This is a genomic window from Streptosporangium sp. NPDC050855 (genome assembly GCF_044456585.1).
GTDB classification, from domain to species: Bacteria; Actinomycetota; Actinomycetes; order Streptosporangiales; family Streptosporangiaceae; genus Streptosporangium; species Streptosporangium longisporum.
The window spans coordinates 150,633-176,619 of the sequence record NZ_JBITFY010000001.1; the positions used below are offsets into that span (position 1 = coordinate 150,633).

The following is a 25,987-nucleotide window of genomic DNA, read 5'->3' on the forward strand; positions in this document are numbered from 1 at the left end:
ACGCCCCCGCCGCCCCCCCCCCCCCCGCCCCCCCCCCCCCCCCCCCCCCCCCCGCCCCCCCCCCCCCCCCCCCCCCCCCCCCCCCCCGCTCCTTTCTTTCCCGGAGACCCGCTTTCCGGCGACGCGGTTCCCGGTGACGCGGTGCTCCCACCCCGGTCTCGTCCCGGCTCCTGTGGCGTTCCCGCCCCTTCCTCACAAGCGTCGGCATGTCCCGCTGATCTGTGAAAAGTAACTATAAGTTTTTGCTGCGCAACCCAAAGTGATGGCACTAGCCTTCCAACGGCACAGGCTGATGGAGGCGGGAGCATGCTGGGGGAAGGCGCGCTGAGGGACGGCACGGTGGCCGTGGTCACCGGTGCGGCGCGGGGAATCGGCGAGGCGGTGGCACGCGCCCTGACGGGGGCGGGCGCACGCGTCGCCGCCCTCGACGTCGACACCGAGCGGGTCGAGCGGGTCGCCGCCGGGCTCGGCACCGCGGTCCCCTACACCTGCCAGGTCGCCGACAGCGCCGCCGTCGACGACGTGATCGCGCGCGTCGAGACCGACCTCGGCCCGATCGGGCTGCTCGTCAACGTGGCCGGAGTGCTCTGCTCGGGCCCGGCCGTCACCATCGGCGACGAGGAATGGGCACGCACCTTCGCGGTCAACGCCGGCGGTGTCCTCCACCTCTCCCGCGCGGTCGCCCGCCGGATGATCCCCCGCAGATCCGGGGCGATCGTCACCGTGGGCTCCAACGCCGCGGGCGTGCCCCGCACGAACATGGCGGCCTACGCCGCCTCCAAGGCCGCCGCCGCGCACTTCACCAGGTGCCTCGGCCTGGAGCTGGCACCGTACGGCATCCGGTGCAACGTGGTGTCGCCCGGCTCGACCGACACCGCCATGCAGCGCGCCCTGTGGACCGGCGAGCACGACGCGCGGACGGTCGTCGAGGGCTCACCGGCCACCTTCCGGGTGGGCATCCCCCTGGGCAGGCTGGCCGCTCCCGAGGACGTCGCGGACGCCGTCCTCTTCCTGGCCTCCGACCGCGCCAGGCACATCACCATGCAGGACCTGTACGTCGACGGGGGCGCCACGCTCCGGGCCTAGCGCGGCACCACCCTTCCCTTCGCGGATCTCTTCCCCTCACGGACCCCTTCCGACAGGAGACCCTTCGCCATGCCGCCGAACGACACCCTCACCATGCCCAGGACACCCGACCTGCTGGGCGACTACGAACCCGGCGCCTTCTTCTTCACCTCGCCGGCCCGGACCCTGCTCGCCAGGGGTGTTCACCGGACGATCTCCGCTTCCTCGGCGGGCGACCTGCGAAGACGCGTCGCCTCGGCCCTGCGCGACGCCCGGGAGGCCGGTCACCCCGACCCCATGGTGGTGGGCGCGGTGCCCTTCCGCGACGACCGTCCCGCGCGCCTGCTGGTGCCCGCCGAGGTCCGCCGGACGGACCCGGCGACCGGTACGGCGACCGGCCCGGCGGGTCCCGAGCGGGCCTGCGGCACGTCCATCCCGTTCACCCCGTTCACCCCGTTCACCGGGTTCACCGGGTTCGGGCCGGTTCCGGCTCCCGACGACTACCTGCGCGGTGTGGAGAAGGCGCTGACCAGGCTCACCGCCGGGGAGCTCAAGAAGATCGTGCTGGCCCGCGCCCTGGACGTCACCCTCGGCGCGCCCGTCGACGTCCGCCGGGTCCTGCGCAACCTGGTACGCCGCGACCCGCAGGCCTACGGCTACGCGGTCGACCTGCCCGTCCCCGGCGGACGGCCGGGGACCGGCACCCGCACGCTGCTGGGCGCCAGCCCCGAGCTGCTCGTCGCCCGCTCGGGACGCCGGATCGCCACGAACCCGCTGGCCGGGTCGGCGCCCCGGCACCCCGACCCCGTCGTCGACTCCGAACGGGGCCGTGCCCTGCTCACCTCGGACAAGGACCTGCGCGAGCACGCCCTGGTCATCGAGAACATCGTGGAGACCCTGCGCCCGTACTGCCGCGACCTGACCGTCCCGGCCGGGCCGTCGCTGCTGTCCACCGCCTCCATGTGGCACCTGTCGACCCGGATCACCGGTGTGCTCGACGACCCGTCGGTCACCTCGCTGGAGCTGGCCACCCTGCTGCACCCCACCCCGGCCGTCTGCGGCACGCCCGCGCGCGCCGCGCGCCGGGCCATCGAGGAGATCGAGCCGTTCGACCGCGGCCTGTACGCCGGGCTGGTCGGGTGGGGCGACATCACCGGCGACGGCGAGTGGGTGGTGACCATCCGCTGCGCCGAGGTCGCCGACCAGACGCTGCGGCTCTTCGCCGGCGCGGGCATCGTCGCCGGTTCGGTCCCGGAGAGGGAGCTCGCCGAGACCACCGCCAAGTTCCAGACCATGCTCCGCGCGGTCGGCCTGGACCGGGACCGCTGACCCGCCCGCCGGAAAGGAGATGGTGACATGGCCCTTCCCCGGATCGCCCCCTACCCGCTGCCCGGGTGGAACGACCTGCCCGCCAACCGGGTGGACTGGCGTCCCGACCCGCGCCGCGCCGTCCTGCTCGTCCACGACATGCAGAACCACTTCCTGGCCCCCTTCGATGCCGGCGACCCGCCGCTGACCGGGCTCATCGCCAACATCGGCCTCCTTCGCGACGCCTGCGCCCGCCTGGGGGTGCCGGTCGTCTACTCGGCGCAGCCCGGCGGACAGAGCGGCGAGCGGCGCGGCCTGCTGCAGGACTTCTGGGGACCGGGCGTGCCCGGCGGGGCCGGGAGCGAGATCGTCGCGGACCTCCTCCCGGCGGAGCGCGACATCCTGCTCGTCAAGCGGCGCTACAGCGCCTTCCACGGGACCGGCCTGGCCGACCGGATGCGGGCCATGGGTCGTGACCAGATCATCGTCTGCGGCGTCTACGCCCACATCGGCTGCCTGCTGACCGCGTGCGACGCCTTCATGCGGGACATCCAGCCGTTCCTCGTCGCCGACGCCGTCGCGGACTTCTCCCCGGAACACCACGTGATGGCCGTCGCCTACGCCGCCGACCGGTGCGCGGTGACGACCCTCACCGACGGCCTGCTGCGGGAGTGGGCCCTTCTCCCGGGCGCGGAGGCGGACGGCGAGGCTTGACCGGCCACCGGATCACGGGACGCTCACCTCGGCCGCGGGGGCGGACGGTGAGACCCGACCCACCCCGGTCGCCGCACGGCCCGCGAAAGGTCGTCCGGACGCCGTTCAGGTGCCGTCCAGGGTGGCGCGCAGGCGGGCGATGACCTTGAGGATCTCCTCGCGGTGCTTCGCGCTCTTGATCCAGTCCGGCAGGGACTCCACCAGCGTCCGGGGTCCGCGGCGCTCCCGGTCGGAGGCGAGCAGGCGTTCCCGGCGCCGGGCGGCCAGGTGATCCTCCAGCAGGTCGTACCAGGAGGTGCCGGGGTCACGGAGCCGCTCGCCCATACGGTGACGCCGACCCCGTCCCGGCCGCACGCCGTCTCGAAGGATCTTTCCGGGAACAGCAGAGGGCCCGACCCGCTGAGCGGATCAGGCCCTCTGCTTCGGGACATTCAACGTCGGGGTGACAGGATTTGAACCTGCGGCCTCTTCGTCCCGAACGAAGCGCGCTACCAAGCTGCGCCACACCCCGTTCGCACGTCTGGTCTTGCTCGTGCTTGAGAAAGTCTAGCGGACTTCGCGGGTGCGTGTGTCGCCACGGCGGCGGGGCATCAGGGTAAGCAGGCTGGCCTCGGGGTAGCAGGAGAACCGCGCCGGGGCGTAGGGGCTGGTCCCGAGCCCGGCGGAGACGTGGAGATAGGCGGAGTCGTGACGGCTCATGCCCTTGACGCGTGCCCGGTCGATCCCGCAGTTGGTGACCAGGGCGCCGTAGAAGGGGATGCAGAGCTGCCCGCCGTGGGTGTGACCGGCGAGCAGCAGCTGGTAGCCGTCGGCGGCGAAGCGGGTCAGGTTGCGGGGCTCGGGCGAGTGCATCACGCCCAGGCGCAGGTCGGCCTCGGCCGGGGCGGGACCGGCGATCAGGTCGTAACGATCGAGGTTGATGTGGGAGTCGTGGATGCCCCCCACGGCCACGTCGAGATCGCCCGCCTTGATGCGGGCGGTGGTGTTGTTCATGTCCAGCCAGCCCTCGCCGGCCATGGCGGCGCCCAGCTCCTCCCAGGGGAGGGTGGGGATCTTCTGCCCGTAGTCGGTCTTGGAGGTGCGCCACAGGTAGCGGGCCGGGTTCTTCGGCCGGGGCTCGTACATGTCGTTGGAGCCGTAGACGAACAGGCCCGGCCGCGTCAGCAGGGGTTCCAGGGCGTGCATCAGGGGCGCGATCGCGTCGGGGTGCGCGATCGAGTCGCCGGTGTTGACCACCAGGTCGGGGTTGAGGGCGCCCAGCGAGCGCACCCAGTCGATCAGCATCCGCCTGCCGGGGGTGAGGTGCAGGTCGGACAGGTGCAGGATGCGCACCGGCCGCTGTCCCGGCTCCAGGACGGGCACGTCGAACCGGCGCAGCCGGAACGCGTTGCGCTCGACGATCGAGGCGTACGCGAGGCCGGCCACGCCGGCGCCGAGCAGGGACAGGGGCACCGCGGCTGCTTTCCTCACGTCCTCATCATGCCCGAGATCCGGCCCTGCGAAGGAAACTCGGGATACAGCGGGGCTGGTGAGGCGGCAAGATGGACCGCATGAGCGCATTGAAGGACAAGCTGAAGGCCGATCTCACGGCCTCCATGAAGAGCAGGGACGAGATCCGTACCCGCACGATTCGCATGGCCCTCGCGGCCGTGAACGTCGAGGAGGTCTCGGGGAAGACGGCGCGCGAGCTCACCGACGACGAGGTCGTCAAGGTGCTGGCCAAGGAGGCCAAGAAGCGCCGGGAGGCCGCCGAGGCGTTCAGCGGTGCCGGCCGGGCGGAGCAGGCGCAGGCGGAGATCGACGAGCAGGCCGTGCTGGAGGCGTACCTGCCCGCGCAGCTCTCCGACGAGGAGCTGGCCGCGCTGGTGGAGGAGGCCGTCACCGAGAGCGGCGCCACCGGGCCGCAGGCCATGGGCCAGGTCATGAAGCTCGTGAACCCGAAGGTCGCCGGACGCGCCGAGGGCGGCCGGGTCGCGCAGGCGGTACGGGCCCGACTGGCGTCCTCCTGACCGGCTGACCGTCAGTCCCGGCCGGACCTGACCGGGCCGGGTGAGGCCCGGGGGCGGATCAGGCCCTTGGGGGCCGGAGGGTCGGAGCGGGCCCGGTGAGGACCGGTAGGGGGCGCCGATCGGTCCCGGACGCCGAAGGGCCCTCCCGCCCGGCTCCTGGAAGGGCCGGGGCGGGAGGGCCCGCGCGTTCGGGGGAACGGGTCGCGGTGTCCTACCAGCCGCCCCAGCCGTCGTCGCCGGGGTCGGCCGTGGCGCCGCCGTTGATGTCCCGCCCGACCTCGCCGCCGTCGTCAGGGCCGCCCCGGTCGCGGTCGCCGCCCCGGTCGTCACCGCCGCCGCGGTCGGGCTCCGGCGGGGGCTTGGGCGCGCACCGGCCGGAGCAGCCGCCGAAGCGCTCCATGTTCACCGGCGTGAACGGGGTCGCCTCGACGCCCTTGAGCGCGCTGAGCATCGAGTCCTTCCAGATTCGCCCGGAGATCGAGGCGCCGTAGACGTGGCTGTAGTAGCGGCCGCCGATGGTCACGCCGGTCAGGTCGTACTTGAAGGCGCCGCGCGGGTCGCCGAGGCTGACCGCGGAGGCGAGGTCCGGCGTGAAACCGGCGAACCAGGCGGCGGTGTAGTTGTCGGTGGTTCCGGTCTTGCCCGCCGCCGGGCGGCCGATGCCGCCGACCTCGGTCATCGTGCCCTTGGTGAAGACCCCGGACATGATGTGGGCGGCCGCGTCGGCGACCTCCTCGTCCAGGACCTGCTTGCACTTGGGCTTGTACGAGGTCTTCTTGCCGTCGCGGTCGACGCTCTCGGTGATCACCATCGGCTTGCAGTAGGTGCCGCGGGCGGCGATCGTCGCGTAGGCGTTGGAGACCGTCACCGGGTCCATCTCGTTGGTGCCGAGCGTGAAGGTCTGGACCTCCTGCAGCTTCCCGCCGTCGGCGCGCTTGATGCCGAGGCTCTTGGCCATCTTGACCGTCTCGCACAGGCCGACCTCCTGCTCCAGGCGGAGGAAGAAGGTGTTCACCGAGCCCAGGGTGCCGGTGGTGAGGGTCTTGAAGCCGCCGCTGCTCTCGCTGGAGTTGTGGACCGTGTGGCCGGGATCGCCGCGCGATTCGCCCTTGCAGTCGCGGAACGCGCCGTAGCTCGGGGCGGTGTAGCCGTCCCCGGTGGAGAAGCCGTCGTTCAACTTCATGCCCTGGTCCAGGGCGGTCAGCAGGGTGAAGGGCTTGAACGTGGAGCCGGCCTGGAAGCCCGCGCCGCCCGCGTGGTCCCTGTCGCCGACCAGGTTGTAGCTGATCTCGTTCTTCTTCTTGTTGTTGCCGTACTTGCGGCTGGCGGCCATTGCCTTGACGGCCCCGGTGCCGGGGACGATCATCGCCTGCGCGGCGACCGGCTTGTCGCTGGCCTTGACGTACTTCTTGATCGCCTTCTCGGCGGCCTTCTGCGCCTTGGCGTCGAGCGTGGTGGTGATCGTCAGGCCGCCTCGCTGGAGCAGCCGCTCGCGGTCCTTGGGGGTCTTGCCGAAGTCCTCGTTGAGCGCGATCTCGTGCTGCACGTACAGGCAGAAGTAGGGGTACTTGCTCTCCTCGCAGCCGCCGGGGGCCTCGATGTCCTTGAAGCCGAGCTTCTTCTTCTTGGCCTCCTCGGCCTCCTGCGGCGTGATCTTGCCGAGTTCGGCCATCCGGTTCAGCACGGTGTTGCGCCGCTCCAGCAGCCTCGTGCGGGCCGCCTTGCCCGCGTCGGGGTCGGTCACGCTCGGGTTCTGCACGGCCCCGGCGAGGGTGGCCGACTCCCAGAGGTTGAGCTTGGAGGCGGGCTTGCCGAAGAAGCGCTTGGCGGCGGCCTGGATGCCGTAGGCGCCCGCGCCGTAGTAGGAGATGTTCAGGTACTTCTCGAGGATCTCCGCCTTGGTGTACTTCTCCTCGGCGTAGAGCGCGTAACGCAGCTCGTTGAGCTTGCGGGAGAGGGTCGGCGCCTGCGCGGCCTCCTGCTTCTCCTTGGTCTCGGCGGCGTTGACCAGCACGAGCTTGACGTACTGCTGGGTGATCGAGGAACCACCCTGCACGACCCCGCCGCCCGAGACGTTGCGCGCCGCGGCCCGGAACGTGCCCTCCAGGTCGATCGCGCCGTGCTCGTAGAACCGGTCGTCCTCGATCGCCACGATCGCGGTCTTCATGATGTCGGCGACCTCGTCGATCTTCACCGACTCACGGTTCTGGAAGTAGAACTGGGCGAACTGCTTGCCGTCCGCGTCGAGCAGGGTGGTCTTCTCCGCGAGCGGGGGCTCCTTGAGCGGTTCGGGGAGGAGCCGCAGCTCGTTCGTCGCCGCGTTCACCGTCATCCCCGCGCCGCCGACCGCCGGAAGCGCCACGGCGGCGGCCAGCACGCCCGTGGCGGTCGCCGCGCCGAGCAGTTTCAGCACACCGCCGATCCTGCGGAGCACCGAACCCTGATCTTTACCATCACCTTGCACGAGTCAAGGGTACGTCGGGCTGATGCTCCAAACGGTAACGGAACACCGTTTTGAGATGACTTCTCCCAGTATCGAAGACGGGTGACTAGTCATTCCCGGCCAGATGGCCGCGGATGACCATGTGAGAATTTGGTCCCGCCGGGGTCTGTCGGCCCGAACGTCTGGTTGCGTACGTTCTCTTTCTGCAGCAATTGAATACCGAGGCCCGACGCCCGCGCCCGTCGGCCCAAGTCACGACTGACCACCTAAGGGGAGTGGGGTCGAATGTGGATCACGGATTGGACCTCCCGTGCGGCCTGTAAGGGTGCGGATCCTGACGCTTTGTTCGTTCAGGGTGCTGCCCAGAACCGAGCAAAGCTGATCTGCCGAGGATGCCCGGTCCGGACCGAGTGCCTCGCCGATGCGTTGGACAACCGCATCGAGTTCGGGGTGTGGGGCGGGATGACCGAGCGCGAACGTCGAGCGCTGCTGCGCCGGCGACCGGATGTCGACTCCTGGCGTGACCTGCTGGAGTTGGCCAAAGAAGAGTACGAGCGAACGAACGAGCTGATCGCCGGCTGAGTTCGCGCCGATCCCGTACGGCTGGCGCCGGGCGCCAGCCGTACATGCATGTCCCGGGACGGTTGAACGGGTCGGGCGGCCGGACCTTCCGGCCGCCCCACCGGGACGGACGCTCCCGGAGGGACCGGCCGGGAAGGACGGCTCACCGGACGGCGACGCCGAAGGAACCGGCCGGGACGGACGTCCCCGGAAGGGCCCGTGGGCCGGACGGGCGATCCGGCCGCCGGGTTACTGGGCGGCCAGCAGCCGGCCCACCTCGCGCAGGCCATCCAGGTCGTGCACGTCCTGCGCCATGGCGGGGACCCGCGCGACCGGCACCGTGGGATGGGCGGAGATGAAGTGCTCCTGCTCACGCTGCTCGCGCGCGGCCAGCTGCATCCGCCCGGCGTGCAACCGCAGGACGGCGGAGGTGAGCTCGTGCTCGCCGCGCGACTCCAGGTCCTCGGCGGCGGCCGTGCTCCGCGCCCCGGAGAGCACGGCGGCGGGCGAGGTGTGCACCCGGTTGACCACGAGACCCGCCAGCGGCATGCGCTCGGCGGCCAGCCGCTCCACGAAGTACGACGCCTCGCGCATCGCGTCACGCTCGGGCGAGGCCACGACGACGAACGCCGTCCCGGGGGCCTGCAGCAGCCGGTAGGTCTGCTCGGCCCGCGCCCGGAACCCGCCGAAGACCGCGTCCAGCGCGGACACGAACGTCTGCAGGTCCTTGAGGACCTGTGCCCCCAGCAGCTTGGTCAGCGCCCCGGCGACGATGCCGAAACCCGCGTTGAGCAGCTTGAACGCGCTGCGTCCCCCGGCCTTGGCCGGGGCCATGAGCACCCGGATGAGCCGGCCGTCCAGGAATCGGCCGAGCCGCTCGGGAGCGTCCAGGAAGTCGAGCGCCGACCGGGACGGCGGGGTGTCGACGATGATCAGATCCCACTCGCCCGACCGGCGGAGCTGGCCCAGCTTCTCCATCGCCATGTACTCCTGGGTACCGGTGAAGCTGGAGGACAGGGACTGGTAGAAGGGGTTCGTCAGGATCTGCCGGGCTCGCTCGGGATCGGCGTGCGCCTCGATGATCTCGTCGAAGGTCCGCTTCATGTCGAGCATCATGGCGTGCAGCCGGCCCTCGCCCTGCACGCCCGCGACCGGCCTGGGGGTGTTGTCGAGCTCGGTGAGCCCCATCGACTGCGCCAGCCGCCGGGCCGGGTCGACCGTGAGCACCACGGTGGAACGGCCCCGCTCGGCCGCGCGCAGCCCCAGGGCGGCGGCGGTGGTGGTCTTGCCGACGCCGCCGGAGCCGCAGCAGACGACGATCCGGGTACCGGGGTCGTCGACGATCGCGTCGAGGTCGAGAACGGGTGGGGTCTTCACGCTGCTCCCTGGGTGCGGATCGATTCCGCCAGCTCGTACAGCCCGGACAGGTCCACCCCGTCGGACAGCAGCGGCAGCTCGTAGCGGGGGCGGGCGGACTTCTCCAGCGAGAGCCTCTCCTGCCGTTCCAGCGCGGTGCGGCGGGCGTGCTCGGCGATCTCCTCGGTGAGCGCCTCGGCCACCGCGATCGCGGCCGGGTCGCCGTCGGTGAGCCCGGCGGCCTTCAGGCCGAGCACCAGCTCGGCCGGGTCGAAGCCGCCCTCGGCCGCGGCGTCCAGCACGGCCGCGGGCAGCAGCGACTCGCGGACCATGTTGATGAAGATCCCTCCGGCGGGGAGATCGGCGGCGCGGAGCTCGCGCAGGCCGTCCAGGGTCTCCTGGACCGGCATCTCCTCCAGGAGCGTGACGAAGTGCACCGCGGTCTCGGGGGAGGACACCACCCCGTTCACCAGGTCGGCGTGGTTCTTGATCGGGCCGACCCTGGCCAGCCCGGCGACCTCGTTGGTGACGTTCAGGAAGCGGGCGACCCTGCCGGTCGGCGGCGCGTCGAGCACGACCGCGTCGTAGACCCTCCTGCCGTTCTTGCCCTTGCGGCGGACGGCCTCGCTGGTCTTCCCGGTGACCAGCACGTCGCGAAAACCCGGGGCGATGGTGGTCGCGAAGTCGACGACGCCCATCTTGGTGAGCGCCTTCCCGGCCCTGCGCATGCCGTAGAACATCTCGAGGTACTCGAGCATGGCCTCTTCGGGGTCGATGGCCAGGGCGTAGAGGTCCCCGCCGCCCGGCGCGACAGCGATCTTGCGTTCCTCGTACGGCAGCGGGGGCAGGTCGAAGACCCGGGAGATCCCCTGGCGGCCCTCGACCTCGACCAGCAGGACCTTCCGGCCGTCCGCCGCGAGGGCGAGGGCGAGCGCGGCGGCCACCGTGGTCTTCCCGGTGCCGCCCTTGCCGGTGACGACGTGGAGGCGTACGCCGTCCCAATCGGTGTCGCGAGCTCTCACCTTTCGAAGGCTACCCAACGCCCCCTTGACAACTCCCCGCGGCCTTCCTCCGGGGTCCCCGCCCGGTCACGCCCTCGTGCCGGCGAGGGGCGGGCGCGCGGGGACGCCGGGATCCGGGCGCGGGCGCGGCCGGATCCGCTCGGCGTCGCCTTCGCTGGTCAGCACGGGCGTGCGGGACGTCCGCGCCGGGCGGGGAGCCGCCCGGTGGCCGGTCCGCGGCCCGCGGGGCCGGACACGGGTACGGCTCTAATCGATCGGGAGGTGAAAGTAAATATGTCGATTCTCACAGCCCGCGCCCCGGCGGATCCGCCCTCCGGGGGACACGGGGAGGCGCCGTGACGGGCCGCCGGACCGGGGCGGCCTCGCTAATGTGTCCCGCATGACGAAATGGGAGTACTCGACGGTGCCGCTGCTGGTCCACGCGACGAAGCAGATTCTCGACAACTGGGGCCAGGACGGCTGGGAGCTGGTGCAGGTCGTGCCGGGGCCCAACCCGGAGCAGCTGGTGGCCTACCTGAAGCGGCCCAAGCAGTGACGCCACAGGAGAGGCTGACGGAGCTCGGCCTGACCCTGCCCGAGGTGACGTCCCCGCTGGGGGCGTACGTCCCGGCGACGCGTTCGGGCGATCACGTCTACACCTCGGGGCAGCTGCCGACGGTGAACGGCGAGCTGAAGGCGACCGGGAAGGTCGGCGCCGAGGTGGAGGCCGAGGCCGCCTACGATCTGGCGAGGATCTGCGCGATCAACGCCCTCGCCGCGATCGCGTCGGCGGCCGGGGGGCTGTCGAACATCGTGCGGATCGTCAAGGTGACCGCCTTCGTGGCCAGCGCCCCGGACTTCACCGGGCAGGCGAAGGTCGCCAACGGCGCCAGCGAGCTGTTCGGCGAGGTGTTCGGCGAGGCGGGCAGGCACGTCCGCAGCGCGGTGGGCGTCACGGTGCTCCCGCTGGACGCGCCGGTCGAGGTCGAGGTGGTCGCCGAGGTCCGCTGAGGACCCGGGCCCGGCCCTTGCGGAGAATCCCGGCAAGGGCCGGGCGGAGCCGTTCGCCGAGGCACGGGGGCCTGTGATCGTCCGGAGCGGTGGAGGCCCGGGGACTCGTGATCGTCCGGAACGGGGAAGGCCCGGGGGGCTCGCGATTGTCCGGCGCGGTGCCGTACCACATGATGGACCCTGAAACCGAGCAGTGTTCTGGTGGAGGGTCTCAATGGGCGGTATCCCGCTTCCTGGTGAGTTCGGTGAGCGCGCGCGCGACATCCTGGCCGGGCGGGTCGCCCCCGCCCCGCCGAGGGACGCCGCCACCGTGGTCGTCCTGCGCGAGGGCGCCGCCGGGCCGGAGACCTACATGCTGCGGCGCAAGGCGAGCATGGCCTTCGCCGCGGGCGCCTACGTCTTCCCCGGCGGCTCGGTGGACCCGCGCGACACCGACCACGCGATCGCCTGGTCCGGCCCCTCTCCCGCGGACTGGGGGGAGATCTTCCGCGCGGACGAGCGGACCGCCCGGGGACTGGTGTGCGCCGCCGTACGGGAGACGTTCGAGGAGTCGGGGGTGCTGCTCGCCGGGCCGTCCGCGGAGTCGGTGGTGGCCGACACCACCGGTGACGACTGGGAGTCCGACCGGCTGGCCCTGATCGGCAGGAGCCTGTCCTTCGCCGACTTCCTGGCCGGGCGAGAGCTGGTCCTGCGCTCGGACCTGCTCCGGCCCTGGGCCCACTGGATCACCCCCGAGGTGGAGACCCGGCGCTTCGACACCCGCTTCTTCGTCGCGGCGCTCCCGCCCGGCCAGCGCACCCGCGACGTCGGCGGCGAGGCCGACCAGGTCGCCTGGCTCAGGCCCGCCGACGCGCTCGACCGGGCACGGGCGGGCGAGATCTTCCTGATGCCCCCGACCCACCGCACCCTCACCGAGCTGAGCGCCTACGAGAAGGTCCCCGAGGTGCTCGCGGCCGGCCGTGAGATCGTGACCATCATGCCCAGGATCGCCGAGGTGGACGGGGAGATGCGCATCGTGCTCGACGACGACTACCGGTTCGGCGCCGGGTGAGCGGCCTGAGGATCCCCCTGGAGGGGCCCGACGGGGCGGGTACGGCCCACGCGCTCAACCTGCTCGCTCCCAACCCGTCCGAGATGACCCTGGACGGCACCAACACCTGGGTGATCGGCCTCGGGGAGGAGGTGCTGGTCGTCGATCCGGGTCCGGACGACGAGGGGCACCTCGCCCGGGTCGCCGCTCACCTGGAGGGCCGCCGGGTGGTCGCGATCCTGCTCACGCACGGGCATCCCGACCACAGCGGGGGCGCCGCGGCTTTCGCCCGGAAGGTCGGCGCGCCCGTCAGGGCCCTGGATCCGGCGCACCGGCTGGGCGAGGAGGGACTCGGCGACGGCGACGTGGTCACCGCAGGGGACGTGGAACTGCGCGTGCTGGGCACGCCCGGCCACTCGTTCGACTCGCTGTGCTTCTGGCTGCCGCGGGACGGGGCGATCCTCACCGGTGACACCGTGCTCGGCCGGGGCACCACCGTGATCGCCCCCGACGGCGACCTGGCCGACTACCTGCGCTCCCTGGACCTGCTCCGCGCCAGGGCCGAGCAGGTGGGGGCCGAGGCGCTGCTGCCCGGCCACGGCCCGGTGCTGCCCGACCCGATCGGCGCGCTGGACGGGTACATCGCGCACCGGCGGCGCCGGCTGGACCAGATCCGGCAGGCCCGGCGGGACGGGGCGGTGACCCCCCGGGAGATCGTCGAGATCGTCTACGCGGACGTGGACAGGTCGCTGTGGCCCGCCGCCGAGATGTCGGTCCGCGCCCAGCTGGCCTACCTGGAGGGGTAGGTCCCTCCGGCCGGGCCTCGGCCGGGGGGCCCGGGAACGGTCCTTTTCCGGGACCTCCGCTCGGGACCGGTCAGCGCGAGCGGTTGTGCAGCCGCTCCAGGTCCATGATCACCACGGCCTTGGCCTCGATGCGCAGCCAGCCGCGCTGGGCGAAGTCGGCCAGCGCCTTGTTCACGGTCTCGCGGGAGGCGCCCACCAGTTGGGCCAGCTCCTCCTGGGTCAGGTCGTGGTGGACCCGTACGCCGTCGTCGATCCGCTGGCCGAAGCGCTCGGCCAGGTCGAGCAGGGCCTTGGCCACCCGGCCGGGCACGTCGGTGAAGACCAGGTCGGCCAGGACGTCGTTGGTGCGGCGCAGGCGCTGGGCCAGCGCGCGCAGCAGGTGCAGGGCCACCTCCGGGCGGCCGGTCAGCCAGGGGCGCAGATCGTCGTGCCCGAGCCCGGCCAGCCGGACGTCGGTCAGCGCGGTGGCGGACGCCGTACGGGGGCGGGGGTCGAACAGGGACAGCTCGCCGAACATCTCGCTCGGACCGAGCACGCTGAGCAGGTTCTCCCGGCCGTCGGGCGCGGTGCGGGAAAGCTTGATCTTCCCTTCGAGCACCACGTAGAGGCGGTCACCGGTCTGGTTCTCGCTGAAAAGGTTCTGTCCCTTGGAGAGTTCGACCTCGGTGATGCTCGTGCGCAGCGCCGCGGCGCTCTCACGGTCGAGCGCGGCGAACAGAGGGGCCTTGCCCAGCACTTCGTCGGAGTTCACGGTGCCTCCTGTTTCACGGCTCACGCAGTCATTGTGACCCATCCCACCGTGCACCTCTTCAGGGGGCCTGGAGCGTAGGCTGTCGGGGTGCTCCGCGACGTCAGCCCCGTAGAGGAATCCCGGCTCGCCCTGGTACGCCGAGCTCGGCGAATGGACCGGATCCTGGTTGAAACCTACCCTGACGCCCACTGCGAGCTTGACTTCCGCAGCCCTCTCGAACTGCTGGTCGCGACCATTCTGTCCGCACAGTGCACGGACAAAAGAGTTAATACCGTAACTCCTACCCTTTTTGCGAAATATCCCACCGTGGAAGCGTATGCCGGGGCCGACCGGGCCGAGATGGAGGAGATCATCCGGTCCACCGGCTTCTTCCGGGCCAAGACCACCAGCATCATCGGCATGGCCCAGGCCGTCTGCGAGCGCTTCGGCGGGGAGATCCCGGGGCGTCTGGAGGACCTGGTCACCCTGCCCGGGGTCGGCCGCAAGACGGCCAACGTCGTGCTCGGGAACGCGTTCGGGGTGCCCGGGATCACCGTCGACACGCACTTCCAGCGGCTCACCCACCGGTTCCGGTGGACCGCGGAGACCGACCCGGTGAAGATCGAGCAGGTGGTCGCCGGGCTGATCCCCAGGCGGGACTGGACGATGATGTCCCACCGCCTGATCTGGCACGGCCGCCGCATCTGCCACGCCCGCACGCCGGCCTGCGGCGTCTGCCCGCTCGCCGCGCTCTGCCCCTCGTACGGTCTCGGCCCGATCGACCCGGTCAAGGCCGCCAGGCTGGTCCGCCCCGGCCCGTTCTCGTGATCACGGCGGGTCGCCCGTCCCGCTCCCCTCGTGATCGTCGTACCGTGGACCGCCGGGCCGGGAAGCGACGGGCCGGGCGCCGTGTTGCACACGATTGCGAAGATCGAGCATGGATGGTCGGAGGTGCGCCGGTGGAGGTTCCCGGATGGTTGGAGACGCTGGCCGGGCGGGCCGTGACGAGGCCGGTGCCCCCGCCGCTGCGCCCACCGGCCACGGGCGGGCGGTCGGCGGCGGTGCTGCTGCTGTTCGGGGAGGGGCCGTTCGGCCCGGACGTGCTGCTCATCCAGCGAAGCCGGCACGGGCGTAACCACGCCGGGCAGCCCGCGTTCCCCGGGGGCGGGGTCGACCCCACCGACGACGGCCCGGTCGCCGCCGCGCTCCGTGAGGCCCGCGAGGAGACCGGTCTCGACCCCGAGGGCGTCCGGGTGCTCGGGACCATGCCCGAGCTCTACCTGGCGCACAGCGACAACCGGGTGACCCCGGTGCTGGCCTGGTGGCACACCCCCTGCGCGGTGCACGCGGCCTCGCCGCAGGAGGTGGAGTCGGTGGAGCGGGTCCCGCTCCGCGAGCTCGCCGACCCGGCCAACCGGCTGGGGCTGCGCCACCCGAGAGGCTACGCGGGACCCGCCTTCCGGGTCCGCGGGCTGCTGGTCTGGGGGTTCACCGCCGGGGTGCTCGACGGGGTGCTCAGCGGCTCGGACTTCGAGGTCCCCTGGGACCGGTCGCGGCTGGAGGACATCCCGCCCGACGTGCTGAGCCTCTCCTCCCGCTGACGGGCCGTCCCTCCCCGGGGCCCCGCCGGCCGGCCCGGTACGCCCGGCCGGGACGGATCCCGGCCCGGTTCGCGCCGACGCGGCGGCCGGCCCCGCGGACACGATCTGGCAGAGACCTCGTCCAAGGTGTGCACGCGTGGCGCATGGGCTGGATAACGTAAAGGGGTGAGCGGTGATCTATTAGATCTCATCCTGATCGCCCTGATGGTGGCCTTCGCGGTGTCGGGATACCGCCAGGGATTCATCATCGGTGCCCTGAGCTTCGTCGGCTTCGTCGGCGGGGCGCTGCTGGGGATGTTCGTCGCGCCGCTTCTCGCCGGAGCCGTGGTCGAAGGGGCGACCGAGCGTGCCCTGCTGGCGATCGTCATCGTCTTCCTCGCCGCCACGATCGGGCAGTTCGCGTCGTCCACCATCGGCGCGGTGGTCCGCAGCCACGTCACCTGGGAGCCCGCCAAGGCCGTGGACGCGGTCGGAGGCACCTTCTCCAGCGCGTTCTCGGTGCTGATCATCGCGTGGCTGATCGGCTCGCTGCTCGCCTCGTCCCAGTTCACCCTGCTCAGCGAGCAGGTCAACGGGTCGCTCCTGCTGTCCACGGTCGACCAGACGCTGCCCAGGGCCGCCAAGGACCTGCAGAAGCCGATCAAGAACTTCCTCGACACCTCCGGCTTCCCCAAGGTGTTCGACGACATCGGCGGCGGCCAGCTCGTCCAGATCCCGCCGCCCGACCGGAGCGTGGCCAAGAACAACAGGCAGCTCGCGCGGGCCCGCCGGGGCATCGTCAAGGTCCAGGGCATCGCCTCCAGCTGCCGCAAGCACATCGAGGGCACCGGCTTCGTCTACGCCCAGAACAAGATCATGACGAACGCGCACGTGGTCGCCGGGGTGGACCAGGACCTCCAGGTCACCGACTACCTCAACAAGATCCATCCGGCCAGGGTGGTGCTCTACAACCCCGACCGGGACATCGCGATCCTGCACGTCACCGGGCTCAACATGCCGATCCTGCGGTTCGACGGCACCGCCAAGAAGGGTGACGACGCGATCGTCGCGGGCTTCCCGCACGGCCAGGGCTACACGCTCGATCCCGCGCGCATCCGGGTGCAGCAGAAGGCCGAGGGGCTCAACATCTACGAGCGCAAGACCGTCATCCGCGACGTGTACTCCATCCGGGGCCAGGTCAGGCAGGGCAACTCCGGGGGGCCGCTGCTCACCCCGCAGGGCCGGGTCTACGGCGTGGTCTTCGCCGCCGCGCTCAACCAGCGGGAGACCGGCTTCGCGCTCACCGCCGCCGAGGTCGCACCGGACGCCGAGGACGGCTCCAAGCTCTTCAACCAGGTCGACACCCAGGAGTGCGACCAGAACTAGGCCGGGGGACGGGCCGGCGAGGCCGGGGCCGCCGGAGCGGCGCCCGCGCTCAGAGCAGTTCCCGCACCCTGGCGATGGCCTCCCCGGCCTCCACCTCGTCGAGCCCGTGCGCCATCCTGGCGATCCGCTCGTACGGCATGCCGTAGCCGCTGATCCGGTCGGCTCCCCGGGTGAACAGCGTCGCGGCCCCGCGCGGATTGCCCCGTTGCAGATGGGTCAGGCCGACGCAGATCTGCGCCAGTCCCTGCCACAGCTCGCGTTCGGCCTCGGGACAGTTCTTCCACCGGCCCTCCAGCACCTCGTGGGCGTGGAACGGCCGCTCCTCGCCGAGCAGCCTGCGCGCCTCGGAGAGGGCCTCCTCGGCGCTCGGCGCGTAGTCGTCCGGGATGCGCTCCACCCCCTCCGCGCCGTGCGGCAGCGGCCGTCCGAACGCGTCACGGGGACGCAGGTTGCGCGGCCTGCCGTCGGGATCGCGGTCCCGCGCGCTCACCGGTCCGGCTCCGGGTCGGACAACCAGGCGACGAGCTCGGCGTCGAACTCCTCGGGACGTTCCTCGTGCGGGAAGTGCCCGGCGCCCTCGATCAGCCTCCACCGGTAGGGGGCGGCCACGTACCGTCCCGAGCCCTGGGCGGTGTGGGGCAGGACGTGCGGGTCGAGCGCGCCGTGCAGCTGCAGGGTCGGCGCGTTGATCTGGGCGCGCATGGTCCTGGCGTAACGCCACCCGTCCGGGCGCAGCTGGGAGCGGCCGAACCAGCGGTGGTACTCCAGCGCGCAGTGCGAGACGTTGCGGATGCGGAACGCCTCGCGGTAGGTCCTCGACACCTCCTCCTCCGGCCAGCCGGGTCCCGACCACTGCTCCAGCAGGCGTCCCACCCTGGCGCCGGAGTTCGCGGTCAGGCGCCGTTCCGGGACCAGCGGCACCTGGAAGCCCAGCGCGTAACGGGCCGCCCTGAACTGGCCGAACGGCTCGGTGAACAGGGTGGTGCGCAGGCGGCGGGGATGCGGCGCCGAGACCGGCACCAGTCGCAGGACCGCCTTCGGGTCCAGCACGGCCATGGTCCAGGCGAGCAGACCGCCCCAGTCGTGGCCGACGACGATCGCACCGGTCTCGCCCAGCGCGCGGACCAGCCCGGCCGCGTCGGCGGCCAGCGTGCGAAGGTCGTACCCGCGCGGCGGCTTGTCACTGGCGCCGTAGCCCCGCAGGTCCACGGCGACGGCGCGGTAACCGGCCGCCGGGAGCGAGACCAGCTGGTTGCGCCAGGACCACCAGAACTGCGGGAAACCGTGCAGCAGCAGGACCAGGGGGCCGGTACCGGCCTCCACCACGTGGAAGCGGGTGCCACCGGCGTGGACGGATCGGTGGGTCCACGGACCGTCGATCCTGACCACGGACTCGTCGGGTCTGCTCACCGGCCCGGTCTCACCGGGTCGTGACGGCCGTCGGCCTGGGTGGCGGCGACCGGGGCCGGGCTCGAACCGAGGCCGGGCTCGCGCTCACCGCTCTTGATCGTCTTGAGCGATCGCAGGGTGCGCTTCATCCCGGTCAGGCCCTTGAGCCGCCGCAGGCCGATGAAGACCAGCCCCCCGGCCACGAGCAGGTACAGGACGGTGACGATCAGGAAGGCGAGCCAGGTCCACACGCCCGCCGCCACCAGGCCGTAGGCGAGCGCGAACGAGCCGAGGATCAGGCACAGGTGGGCCATGAACGCCGCCGCCCCGAAGAGACCGGCGGCCATGCCGACGCGCTTGGCGTCGAACCGGAACTCGGCCTTGGCCAGTTCGATCTCGGCGCGGACCAGGGTGGAGATCTGGTCGCTGGCGGCGGCGACCAGCGTGCCCAGGGTCTCCTCCTGTGGCTCCGCCGGCGGGATCTGTGTCATGGATGATCTCCTATCGAGGGCCTTTGTCGAACATCATGCTGCGCGCCGAGGGGGTCGCGCACGCACACCCGCGACGAGATCGTCGCCGGAACCGGCGACGCGGGCACGTCGGCGGTCGTCGCGTACCTGGTCATCAGGGCGAGAGCTACCCCGGTGAGGGTCGGGCGAACACCACCGATTCGGACCGGACGAGGTGAGCGCGCGGTGGGAGCACCGTATCGGAGGGGGGTGCCGGAGCGCCGTACCGGACGGGGTGATCCCGGGACGGGTGATCTCCGGGACGGCGTGATCTGGGGCCGTGTGATCCCGGGGCGGGGTGATCTGCGGGCCGGGTGATCCCGGGACGGGGACGCCGGGAAACCAGGGCGGTGGGGTGACGGCGTGGTCCGAGGGCGGTGTCGGCCGGGGGTCGCCCGGGGGAGTCGCCCGGCGTGGCGTGACGGAGCCGGGCCGTGCGCGATGGCGGTCGCGGGGAGGGCCGTTCGTGAGGGAACGGTGGCAGGAGGCTGCCGGGGGGCGGGGCGGTCGCCGAGACCCGGTTCCCGGGCCTCCTCTCCGCGGACGGGGCGCCGCCGACGGCTCGTTCGCCTGGCTCGCCCTCCCCGCCCGTTCACCGGGCTCGCGTTCACCGGGCTCGCTCTCCCGGCAGGGGAGGCCGGCCCGTCACGGGCCCGCCTCCCCTGCCGGTCGCCGGTTCGCTCAGTCCTCGCTCTTGGCGCTGGGCAGCTTCTCCGAGATGAGGTTCATCACCGTGCTGTCGGCGAGCGTGGTGACGTCGCCGACGCTGCGGTTCTCCGCCACGTCCCGCAGGAGACGCCGCATGATCTTTCCGGAGCGGGTCTTCGGCAGCTCCGGCACCACGAGGATCTGACGCGGCTTGGCGATCGGTCCCAGGGCCTTGGAGACGTGGGCGCGGAGCTCGGCGGCGATGTCCGCGCCCTCCTCGGCGTTGCCGCGCAGGATCACGAACGACACGATGGCCTGGCCGGTCACCGGGTCGGTCGCGCCGACCACGGCAGCCTCGGCGACCTTGGGGTGGGAGACCAGCGCCGACTCCACCTCGGTGGTGGAGATGTTGTGCCCGGAGACGAGCATGACGTCGTCCACCCGGCCGAGCAGCCAGATGTCGCCGTCCTGGTCCCTCTTGGCACCGTCGCCCGCGAAGTACATGCCCTCGAAACGGGACCAGTAGGTGTCGATGAAGCGCTGGTCGTCGCCCCAGATCGTACGGAGCATCGACGGCCACGGGTCGCGGATCGCCAGGTATCCACCGCCCCCGTTGCCGACGCTCCGGCCCTGGTCGTCGACCACGTCGGCGGTGATGCCGGGCAGCGGGCGCATGGCCGCGCCGGGCTTGCCCTCGGTGACGCCGGGCAGCGGGCTGATCATGACGGCGCCGGTCTCGGTCTGCCACCAGGTGTCCACGACCGGGGTACGGTTGCCGCCGATGTGCTCGCGGTACCAGATGTAGGCCTCGGGGTTGATCGGCTCGCCGACGCTGCCCAGGATCCGCAGGGACGACAGGTCGAACTTCGCGGGGATGTCGTCGCCCCACTTCATGAACGTGCGGATGGCCGTCGGGGCGGTGTAGAGCAGGGTGACCCCGTACTTCTGCACGATCTCCCAGAACCGGCCGCGGTGCGGGGTGTCCGGGGTGCCCTCGTAGATGACGCTGGTCGCGCCGTTGGCCAGCGGCCCGTACACGATGTAGGAGTGGCCGGTCACCCAGCCGATGTCGGCGGTGCACCAGTAGACGTCGGTCTCGGGCTTGAGGTCGAAGACCGCGTGGTGGGTGTAGGCGGTCTGGGTGAGGTAGCCGCCGGTGGTGTGCAGGATGCCCTTGGGCCTGCCGGTCGTCCCGCTGGTGTAGAGGATGTAGAGCGGGTCCTCGGCGTCGTTCGGCAGGGCCTCGTGGACGTCCGGCTGACGGTCCACGACGTCGTGCCACCACACGTCCTTGTCGGTCCGGGCGACGTCCTGACCGGTCCGCCGCACCACCAGGACGTGCTCGATGCCGGGGCACTCGGCGACGGCCTCGTCCACGGTGGGCTTGAGCGCGCTGGGCGCGCCCCTGCGGTAGCCGCCGTCGGCGGTCACCACGAGCTTGGCGTCCGCGTCCTTGATCCGGCCGCTGAGCGCGGTCGCGGAGAAGCCGCCGAACACCACCGAGTGGATCGCTCCGATACGGGCGCAGGCCAGCATCGTGATCGGAAGCTCGGGGATCATCGGCATGTAGATCGCGACCCGGTCGCCCTTGCCGACCCCCAGCTCCTGGAGCGCGTTGGCGGCCTTGGAGACCTCGCGCAGCAGATCGGCGTAGGTGATCGTACGGGTGTCGCCCTCGGGCTCGCCCTCCCAGTGATAGGCGACCTTGTCGCCACGGCCCGCCTCGACGTGACGGTCCACGCAGTTGTAGGCGATGTTGAGCTCACCGCCGACGAACCACTTGGCGAAGGGCGGGTTCCAGTCCAGAACGGTGTCCCAGCGCTTCGACCAGGTCAGCCGGTCGGCCTGCTTCTCCCAGAAGGCGAGGCGGTCACGATCGGCCTCGGCGTAGGCGTCGTCGGTCACGTTCGCGGAGGCGGCCAGGTCGGCGGGAGGGGTGAACCGCCGGGTCTCCCGCAGCAGGTTGGACAGCGTCTCCTGGGTCTCACGCGACTCGGAACCAGGGGTCTCCGGGGCCACTACGCACTCCTCACACTGCTATCGACTGGTCGTGTCCCACTTCACCAGTCCACCGGTGCCCGCCACAAGAGGTCTAGACAGGTCTGTACCAATCGGTGATGACAGAACATCTGCCTGCAAAACACTCCATCCGCGGGGGGCGATCCGGGGACCGTCGGGTTTTCGCCACGGTAGGAACGTGGGAGGTGTTATTCAACGCGCACCGTCGCGCCGGTGCGCCGGGCGGTGTCATGCGGTCGCCGAACGGTCCGGCCGATCGGCGACCCCGCCTCGGGCTCCCGCCCCCGCCGCTGGCTCCGGTTCCGGTCCGGTCCGGTCCGCGATCCTCCGTCTCGGCGGGTGGTTCCCGCTCGGGTCGCGTTCCCGGGGCGTGCGCCGGCCATTTCCGGAGGTTCGTCCTCATTTCCGCAGGGTTCGTCCGACGGTCCCCTCCGTGCGGTTTCCCCGTGGGATCTCTCCACCGTTCGTGCGGCTTTCTCGCGGGCTTTCTCCACGGTCCCGTTCGTGCGTCCTCCCCGTGGTTCTTCTCCGCGGTCTCGTCGGGACATTCTCTCCACGGTCTCGTCCGGACGGGCCGGGCCCGCGGCCTGGCCGGGGCCCGCCACGACGGCCCCGGTAGGGTCGGGCAGCGTGAGCGACCCATTGGCTGTCATCGCAGGAATGCCCGGCGTGTCCGACGCGGTCGCCGAGGCGCGCGTGGCCGTCGACCGGCTGTACGGGCACCGCGTCCTGCGGCGCAAGAGCGCGGAGGTGTCGGCCCGGTCCGCCCTGCGCGGTGCCCGCGCGTCCGCCGCCCTGGAGGGGGTGGACGTCCCCCTGGAGGCCATCCCCGAGGCCACCGACCCCGTCGTCCAGGGAGCGCTGCGCGTCTCGGCCGAGTTGGGAAGGCTCGGCACGACCTGGCGCACCGTACCCCGGCAGGTGCTGGCCAGGCTGCACGCGCTCGCCGCCGTCGGCCTGGCCGAGGACCTGGGCCGTCCCCGGGCCGTCGCGCAGGCGCCCGACGTACTCGGCCTGGGAGCCGCGCCGGGTCCGCAGGAGACGGTGGCGCGGGTGGACGGACTGGTGCGGCTGATCACGGACTCCTCCAAGGCGCCCGCGCTGGTGCTCGCCGCCGTCGTCCACGCGGAACTCGCCGTGCTGCGCCCCTTCGGGTCGGCGGACGGGGTGGTCGCGCGGGCGGCGGAGCGGCTGACGCTGGTGGAGTTCGGCCTGGACCCGAAATCGCTGGTGGCGATCGAGGTGGGTCATCTCGAACTCGGCCCGTCCTACGCGGAGGGGTTGCGGTCGTACCTGAGCGGTACCCCGGAGGGGGTCGCCGCGTGGGTGCGTCACTGCGCGTCCGCGGTCACGCTGGGCGTCCGCGAGGCCACGGCGATCTGTGAGGCGATGCAGCGCGGCTGACCCACGACGGCCGGCCCTTCCGGGGACACCGTCGGGACGTCGGTTCCTCGGAGTGAGCGACCGATGACCTGTCGTCACGGATTACGGACGACCGTCAAGCGGGTTCTCGCACGAACCGACGGCGCCCCCGATGGGGGCGCCGTCGTCGACACGTTCGCACGGGTTACCAAGCGTGCACCTCATATTCGTTGAAACGGGACAAGCCCGTTTCAACGCGCCTCCCGCGGCTGGCGGCGCGTGGGTACCCGGAGACCGTGCCCGGACACATGGTCCGTGCAACCTTTGTACGTCCGATCCGCGCTGATGGGAACCCCTGAAAGCAAGACCTTTACGGATCGGGGAATGTCGGGGCGGGCCCTTCCCGCCGGGCCGTCCCGGGACGTCCGGCGCGGGTTCGCGAAGATCACCGGGGTCGCCCGGGGTCCGTGGCGGAGTGCTCTCCCCACCGTGACGATCACCGAACGTCACCGCCTCCCCGTCCGGCGACGGCGGGCGTGTCCATGGTGAGAGGAAAACCGAGCCTGGATCGTTACATTAAAAAAACTCGTAAGAATCGCCGATTTCTCCTCGACGAAATGCGCGTTGATCGGGCAGCATAAGGAGGTATCTCCCCAGACCGGAGTAACCGCGCATGAAGGCATGCAATCCCGCGCGCTCCGGACGGTCGATGAAAGCTTTCTTCTGAAACGGGACCGGCTCTACCCCCCCAGAGCCGGACCGGTCGGCGACCCCCGCTCTCCCCCCCGGCGGGGGTCGCCTTTTTCCAGCGCGTCGTGCCGGTTCCCGTGCCCTGAGACGGCTTCCCACGGGCACGTGTGTCGTGAGACGGCTCCCCACGGGCACGTCCCCGCCCGGTGGTCGTCGTGCCGGACGTACACCCTCCCCCCTTCACCGCTCGCCCGGCCCTGTGCCCGCCTTCACGCCGCTGGTTTTCCACAGGGGGAGCGCCTCCGGCCCGGTTTTCCACAGTGCGGCGTTCGGTGCCACGGGGACGAGGAGGCGTCACCGAAAGTGGGCCTCCCGAACCCCAGGGAGGCACCCGTGGATCGCCCGTTGGTCATCACCGAAGACCACGAACTGCTCGACGACCTGCTCCGGATCGCCGCCGCGGCCGGAGCCGAGCTCGACGTCGCCCACGCGCCCGCGCACGCCCGGCCCCACTGGAACCGCGCACCCCTGGTCGTCGTCGGCGGTGACCTGGCCGACGCCCTGGCCGCGACCGGCCCGCCGCCCCGGCATCGCGTCTTCCTGGTCACCCAGGAGCGCGACGACCCCGACACGTGGCGCAAATGCGTCGCGGTCGGCGCGCAGGCCGTGCTGGAACTGCCCGCCGCCGAGCGGCGGCTGGTCGACGAGTTCGCCGATGTCGCGGAGCCTCCCGCGGGCCCGGCGGCCGTGGTGTGCGTCGTGGGCGGGAGCGGTGGGGCGGGGGCCAGCGTGCTGGCGGGGTCGCTGGCGCTGGCCGCGTCCCGCCGGCGCCTCCGCACCCTTCTCGTCGACGCCGACCCGCTCGGCGGCGGCCTTGATCTCCTGCTCGGTCAGGAGGAGGCGGACGGTGCGCGCTGGTCCGACCTGGTCGCCCGCGAAGGCAGGGTCAGCTGCACCGCGCTCCAGGCGGCGCTGCCGACCTTCGCCGGGCTGACGCTGCTCTCCTTCCACCGGGGCGAGGTCGAGCCGATCCCGGCCGAGGCGATGCGCTCCGTCCTGGAGGCGGGACGCAGGGGGTTCGACCTGGTGGTCGTCGACCTGCCGCGCCACCTCGACCAGGCCGCGGCGGAGGCGCTCGGCCGGGCCACCACCACCCTCCTGGTCGTCCCGGCCGACGTGCGGGGCGTGCTCGCCGCGGCCCAGGTGCTCACCGGGCTGCGCGCCCACACCGGTGACGTGCGGGCCGTGGTGCGCGGCGGGGTGCTGAAGGACGACGTGGTGACGGGCTCGCTCGGCCTTCCCCACAGCGGGAACGTCCCCGACCAGCCCGGTCTCGCCGCCGCGCTCGACCGCGGGGACGTTCCGCCGCTGGGCCGGCGCAGCCCCCTGGGGCGGTTCTGCTCGGCGTTCCTGCACGAGCTGCTCGAGGCGGGCGCGTGATGCGCGCCGCGTCTCCGGCGAAGGTCTCGCCGGAACTGGTGGAGGCCGTTCGCGTACGGCTGGCCCGGACGGGGGTCGAGCCCAGTGCCGCGCATGTCGCGGTCGCGCTACGGGCCGAACGGGCGGTGCTCGGTGACGCGGAGATCCTGGCGGTGGCACGGGTCCTGTGCGCCGACCTCATCGGGGCCGGCCCGCTGGAGCCGCTGCTGGCCGAGGCCGACGTGACCGACGTCCTGGTCAACGGTCCGCGAGAGGTGTGGGTCGACGACGGCCGCGGGCTGCGCCCGACCTCGGTCGTCTTCTCCGGTGAGGACGCCCTCCGCAGGCTGGCGCAGCGTCTCGCGTCGGCCGCGGGCAGGCGCCTCGACGACGCGTGTCCCTATGTCGACGCGCGGCTCGCCGGAGGCGTCCGGCTCCACGCGGTCCTTCCACCGGTGGCCGCCAACGGCACCTGCCTCTCGTTGCGCCTCCCGCCCCGGCGGACCTTCACCCTCGCGGACCTGGTCGAGGCGGGAGCCATCCGCGCCGACAGCGTCGCCGTTCTCACCGCGGTGATCGAGTCGAGGCTCGCCTTCCTGGTCACAGGGGGCACGGGTACGGGAAAGACGACCATGCTCTCGGCCCTGCTGTCCTTGGCGGATCCCGGCGAGAGGTTGCTCCTGGTCGAGGACTCCGCCGAGCTGAGGCCGCTCCATCCCCACGTGGTCCGGCTGGAGGCGCGCCCGCCCAACCTCGAGGGCGCCGGTGGGGTCGGGCTGCGCGACCTCGTTCGTCAGGCACTGAGGATGCGCCCCGACCGGCTCGTCGTGGGGGAGGTGAGGGGGGCCGAGGTGGTCGATCTCCTGGCCGCCCTCAACACCGGCCATGAAGGGGGATGCGTCAAATTATCTGAACTAAATCAAGAGTTTTTGCAGTTCAGAGACGTATTGA

At 71.9% G+C, this 25,987-nt stretch carries 24 protein-coding genes, 1 tRNA gene and 1 pseudogene; 15 read left to right on the plus strand and 11 right to left on the minus strand.

The window, feature by feature from the left end; translation table 11 throughout:
• Positions 1-306 precede the first annotated feature (306 nt).
• The 3 genes from ACIBCT_RS00630 (at position 307) to ACIBCT_RS00640 (ending at position 3,087) form a co-directional block, all read left to right on the plus strand.
• A complete protein-coding gene (locus tag ACIBCT_RS00630; protein WP_399185267.1) occupies positions 307-1,086 on the plus strand; it encodes a 2,3-dihydro-2,3-dihydroxybenzoate dehydrogenase in 780 nt (259 codons plus the stop codon).
• A 69-nt stretch (positions 1,087-1,155) separates the two neighbouring features.
• Entirely contained in the window at positions 1,156-2,394 is a 1,239-nt protein-coding gene (dhbC, locus tag ACIBCT_RS00635) for an isochorismate synthase DhbC (protein WP_399185268.1), read from the plus strand.
• A gap of 27 nt (positions 2,395-2,421) precedes the next feature.
• A complete protein-coding gene (locus tag ACIBCT_RS00640; protein ID WP_399185269.1) occupies positions 2,422-3,087 on the plus strand; it encodes an isochorismatase family protein in 666 nt (221 codons plus the stop codon).
• Positions 3,088-3,192: 105 nt separating this feature from the next.
• On the opposite strand, the gene ACIBCT_RS00645 is transcribed toward ACIBCT_RS00640, so the two are convergent.
• The 3 genes from ACIBCT_RS00645 to ACIBCT_RS00655 form a co-directional block, all read right to left on the minus strand.
• Entirely contained in the window at positions 3,193-3,411 is a 219-nt protein-coding gene (locus tag ACIBCT_RS00645) for a hypothetical protein (protein ID WP_399185270.1), read from the minus strand.
• Between the two features lie 113 nt (positions 3,412-3,524).
• Positions 3,525-3,598, minus strand: a tRNA-Pro gene (locus ACIBCT_RS00650).
• Positions 3,599-3,633: 35 nt separating this feature from the next.
• Complete coding sequence (locus ACIBCT_RS00655; RefSeq protein WP_399185271.1) at positions 3,634-4,557, minus strand: metallophosphoesterase; 924 nt, start codon at positions 4,555-4,557, stop codon at positions 3,634-3,636.
• Between the two features lie 80 nt (positions 4,558-4,637).
• Between ACIBCT_RS00655 and ACIBCT_RS00660 the strand changes: the two genes are divergently transcribed.
• Positions 4,638-5,096, plus strand: coding sequence for a GatB/YqeY domain-containing protein (locus ACIBCT_RS00660; RefSeq protein WP_399185272.1), 459 nt, complete (start codon positions 4,638-4,640; stop codon positions 5,094-5,096).
• A gap of 211 nt (positions 5,097-5,307) precedes the next feature.
• Here ACIBCT_RS00660 and ACIBCT_RS00665 read toward each other — a convergent pair whose 3' ends face one another.
• On the minus strand, positions 5,308-7,560 hold the full coding sequence (locus ACIBCT_RS00665) for a transglycosylase domain-containing protein (protein ID WP_399185273.1): 2,253 nt from the start codon (positions 7,558-7,560) through the stop codon (positions 5,308-5,310).
• 264 nt (positions 7,561-7,824) lie between these two features.
• On the opposite strand from ACIBCT_RS00665, the gene ACIBCT_RS00670 reads away from it, so the two are divergent.
• On the plus strand, positions 7,825-8,121 hold the full coding sequence (locus ACIBCT_RS00670; protein WP_012887233.1) for a WhiB family transcriptional regulator: 297 nt from the start codon (positions 7,825-7,827) through the stop codon (positions 8,119-8,121).
• Positions 8,122-8,349: 228 nt separating this feature from the next.
• Here the strand turns inward: ACIBCT_RS00670 and ACIBCT_RS00675 are convergent, their stop codons facing one another.
• Complete coding sequence (locus ACIBCT_RS00675) at positions 8,350-9,477, minus strand: ArsA family ATPase (protein ID WP_399185274.1); 1,128 nt, start codon at positions 9,475-9,477, stop codon at positions 8,350-8,352.
• The gene (locus tag ACIBCT_RS00680; protein WP_399185275.1) at positions 9,474-10,478 is read right to left on the minus strand and encodes an ArsA-related P-loop ATPase; all 1,005 of its coding nucleotides are present in this window, start codon (positions 10,476-10,478) and stop codon (positions 9,474-9,476) included. The genes ACIBCT_RS00675 and ACIBCT_RS00680 overlap by 4 nt, the downstream gene beginning before the upstream one ends.
• Positions 10,479-10,857: 379 nt before the next feature.
• On the opposite strand from ACIBCT_RS00680, the gene ACIBCT_RS00685 reads away from it, so the two are divergent.
• From ACIBCT_RS00685 to ACIBCT_RS00700, 4 genes are all read left to right on the plus strand, one after another.
• Entirely contained in the window at positions 10,858-11,013 is a 156-nt protein-coding gene (locus tag ACIBCT_RS00685) for a DUF4177 domain-containing protein (protein ID WP_012887236.1), read from the plus strand.
• Complete coding sequence (locus ACIBCT_RS00690) at positions 11,010-11,468, plus strand: RidA family protein (protein WP_399185276.1); 459 nt, start codon at positions 11,010-11,012, stop codon at positions 11,466-11,468. The genes ACIBCT_RS00685 and ACIBCT_RS00690 overlap by 4 nt, the downstream gene beginning before the upstream one ends.
• A gap of 214 nt (positions 11,469-11,682) precedes the next feature.
• On the plus strand, positions 11,683-12,519 hold the full coding sequence (locus ACIBCT_RS00695) for an NUDIX hydrolase (RefSeq protein WP_399185277.1): 837 nt from the start codon (positions 11,683-11,685) through the stop codon (positions 12,517-12,519).
• Positions 12,516-13,304: an MBL fold metallo-hydrolase gene (locus ACIBCT_RS00700; RefSeq protein WP_399185278.1), complete on the plus strand. Its 789-nt coding sequence runs from the start codon at positions 12,516-12,518 to the stop codon at positions 13,302-13,304. The genes ACIBCT_RS00695 and ACIBCT_RS00700 overlap by 4 nt, the downstream gene beginning before the upstream one ends.
• A 70-nt stretch (positions 13,305-13,374) precedes the next feature.
• Here the strand turns inward: ACIBCT_RS00700 and ACIBCT_RS00705 are convergent, their stop codons facing one another.
• Positions 13,375-14,055, minus strand: a complete 681-nt coding sequence (locus ACIBCT_RS00705) for a Crp/Fnr family transcriptional regulator (protein ID WP_399185279.1) — start codon at positions 14,053-14,055, stop codon at positions 13,375-13,377.
• 87 nt (positions 14,056-14,142) lie between these two features.
• Between ACIBCT_RS00705 and nth the strand changes: the two genes are divergently transcribed.
• The 3 genes from nth (at position 14,143) to ACIBCT_RS00720 (ending at position 17,000) form a co-directional block, all read left to right on the plus strand.
• A complete protein-coding gene (gene nth, locus ACIBCT_RS00710; RefSeq protein ID WP_399185280.1) occupies positions 14,143-14,862 on the plus strand; it encodes an endonuclease III in 720 nt (239 codons plus the stop codon).
• A gap of 113 nt (positions 14,863-14,975) precedes the next feature.
• The gene (locus ACIBCT_RS00715) at positions 14,976-15,635 is read left to right on the plus strand and encodes an NUDIX hydrolase (RefSeq protein ID WP_399185281.1); all 660 of its coding nucleotides are present in this window, start codon (positions 14,976-14,978) and stop codon (positions 15,633-15,635) included.
• A 165-nt stretch (positions 15,636-15,800) separates the two neighbouring features.
• Positions 15,801-17,000 carry a MarP family serine protease gene (locus tag ACIBCT_RS00720; RefSeq protein ID WP_399185283.1) on the plus strand — a complete coding sequence of 400 codons (1,200 nt, stop codon included), beginning with the start codon at positions 15,801-15,803 and terminating at the stop codon, positions 16,998-17,000.
• Positions 17,001-17,049: 49 nt separating this feature from the next.
• Here ACIBCT_RS00720 and ACIBCT_RS00725 read toward each other — a convergent pair whose 3' ends face one another.
• The 4 genes from ACIBCT_RS00725 to acs all read right to left on the minus strand — a co-directional run bounded on the left by ACIBCT_RS00725 (position 17,050) and on the right by acs (position 21,565).
• The gene (locus tag ACIBCT_RS00725; RefSeq protein WP_399185284.1) at positions 17,050-17,490 is read right to left on the minus strand and encodes a DUF309 domain-containing protein; all 441 of its coding nucleotides are present in this window, start codon (positions 17,488-17,490) and stop codon (positions 17,050-17,052) included.
• On the minus strand, positions 17,487-18,410 hold the full coding sequence (locus tag ACIBCT_RS00730) for an alpha/beta fold hydrolase (protein WP_399185285.1): 924 nt from the start codon (positions 18,408-18,410) through the stop codon (positions 17,487-17,489). Before ACIBCT_RS00730 ends, ACIBCT_RS00725 begins: the two co-directional genes overlap by 4 nt.
• Positions 18,407-18,880: a phage holin family protein gene (locus tag ACIBCT_RS00735; protein ID WP_399185286.1), complete on the minus strand. Its 474-nt coding sequence runs from the start codon at positions 18,878-18,880 to the stop codon at positions 18,407-18,409. Before ACIBCT_RS00735 ends, ACIBCT_RS00730 begins: the two co-directional genes overlap by 4 nt.
• Positions 18,881-19,579: 699 nt before the next feature.
• Entirely contained in the window at positions 19,580-21,565 is a 1,986-nt protein-coding gene (gene acs, locus ACIBCT_RS00740; protein ID WP_399185287.1) for an acetate--CoA ligase, read from the minus strand.
• Positions 21,566-22,195: 630 nt separating this feature from the next.
• Here acs and ACIBCT_RS00745 point away from each other — a divergent pair.
• From ACIBCT_RS00745 to ACIBCT_RS00755, 3 genes and pseudogenes are all read left to right on the plus strand, one after another.
• Positions 22,196-22,969, plus strand: coding sequence for an oxidoreductase (locus ACIBCT_RS00745; RefSeq protein WP_399185288.1), 774 nt, complete (start codon positions 22,196-22,198; stop codon positions 22,967-22,969).
• A gap of 1,041 nt (positions 22,970-24,010) precedes the next feature.
• Positions 24,011-25,057 (plus strand): septum site-determining protein Ssd, encoded by a 1,047-nt coding sequence (gene ssd / locus ACIBCT_RS00750; RefSeq protein ID WP_399185289.1) that lies wholly within the window; start codon positions 24,011-24,013, stop codon positions 25,055-25,057.
• Positions 25,057-25,935: pseudogene (locus ACIBCT_RS00755) on the plus strand (TadA family conjugal transfer-associated ATPase); the annotation flags it as partial. The gene ssd and the pseudogene ACIBCT_RS00755, both read left to right, overlap by 1 nt.
• Positions 25,936-25,987: the final 52 nt, after the last annotated feature.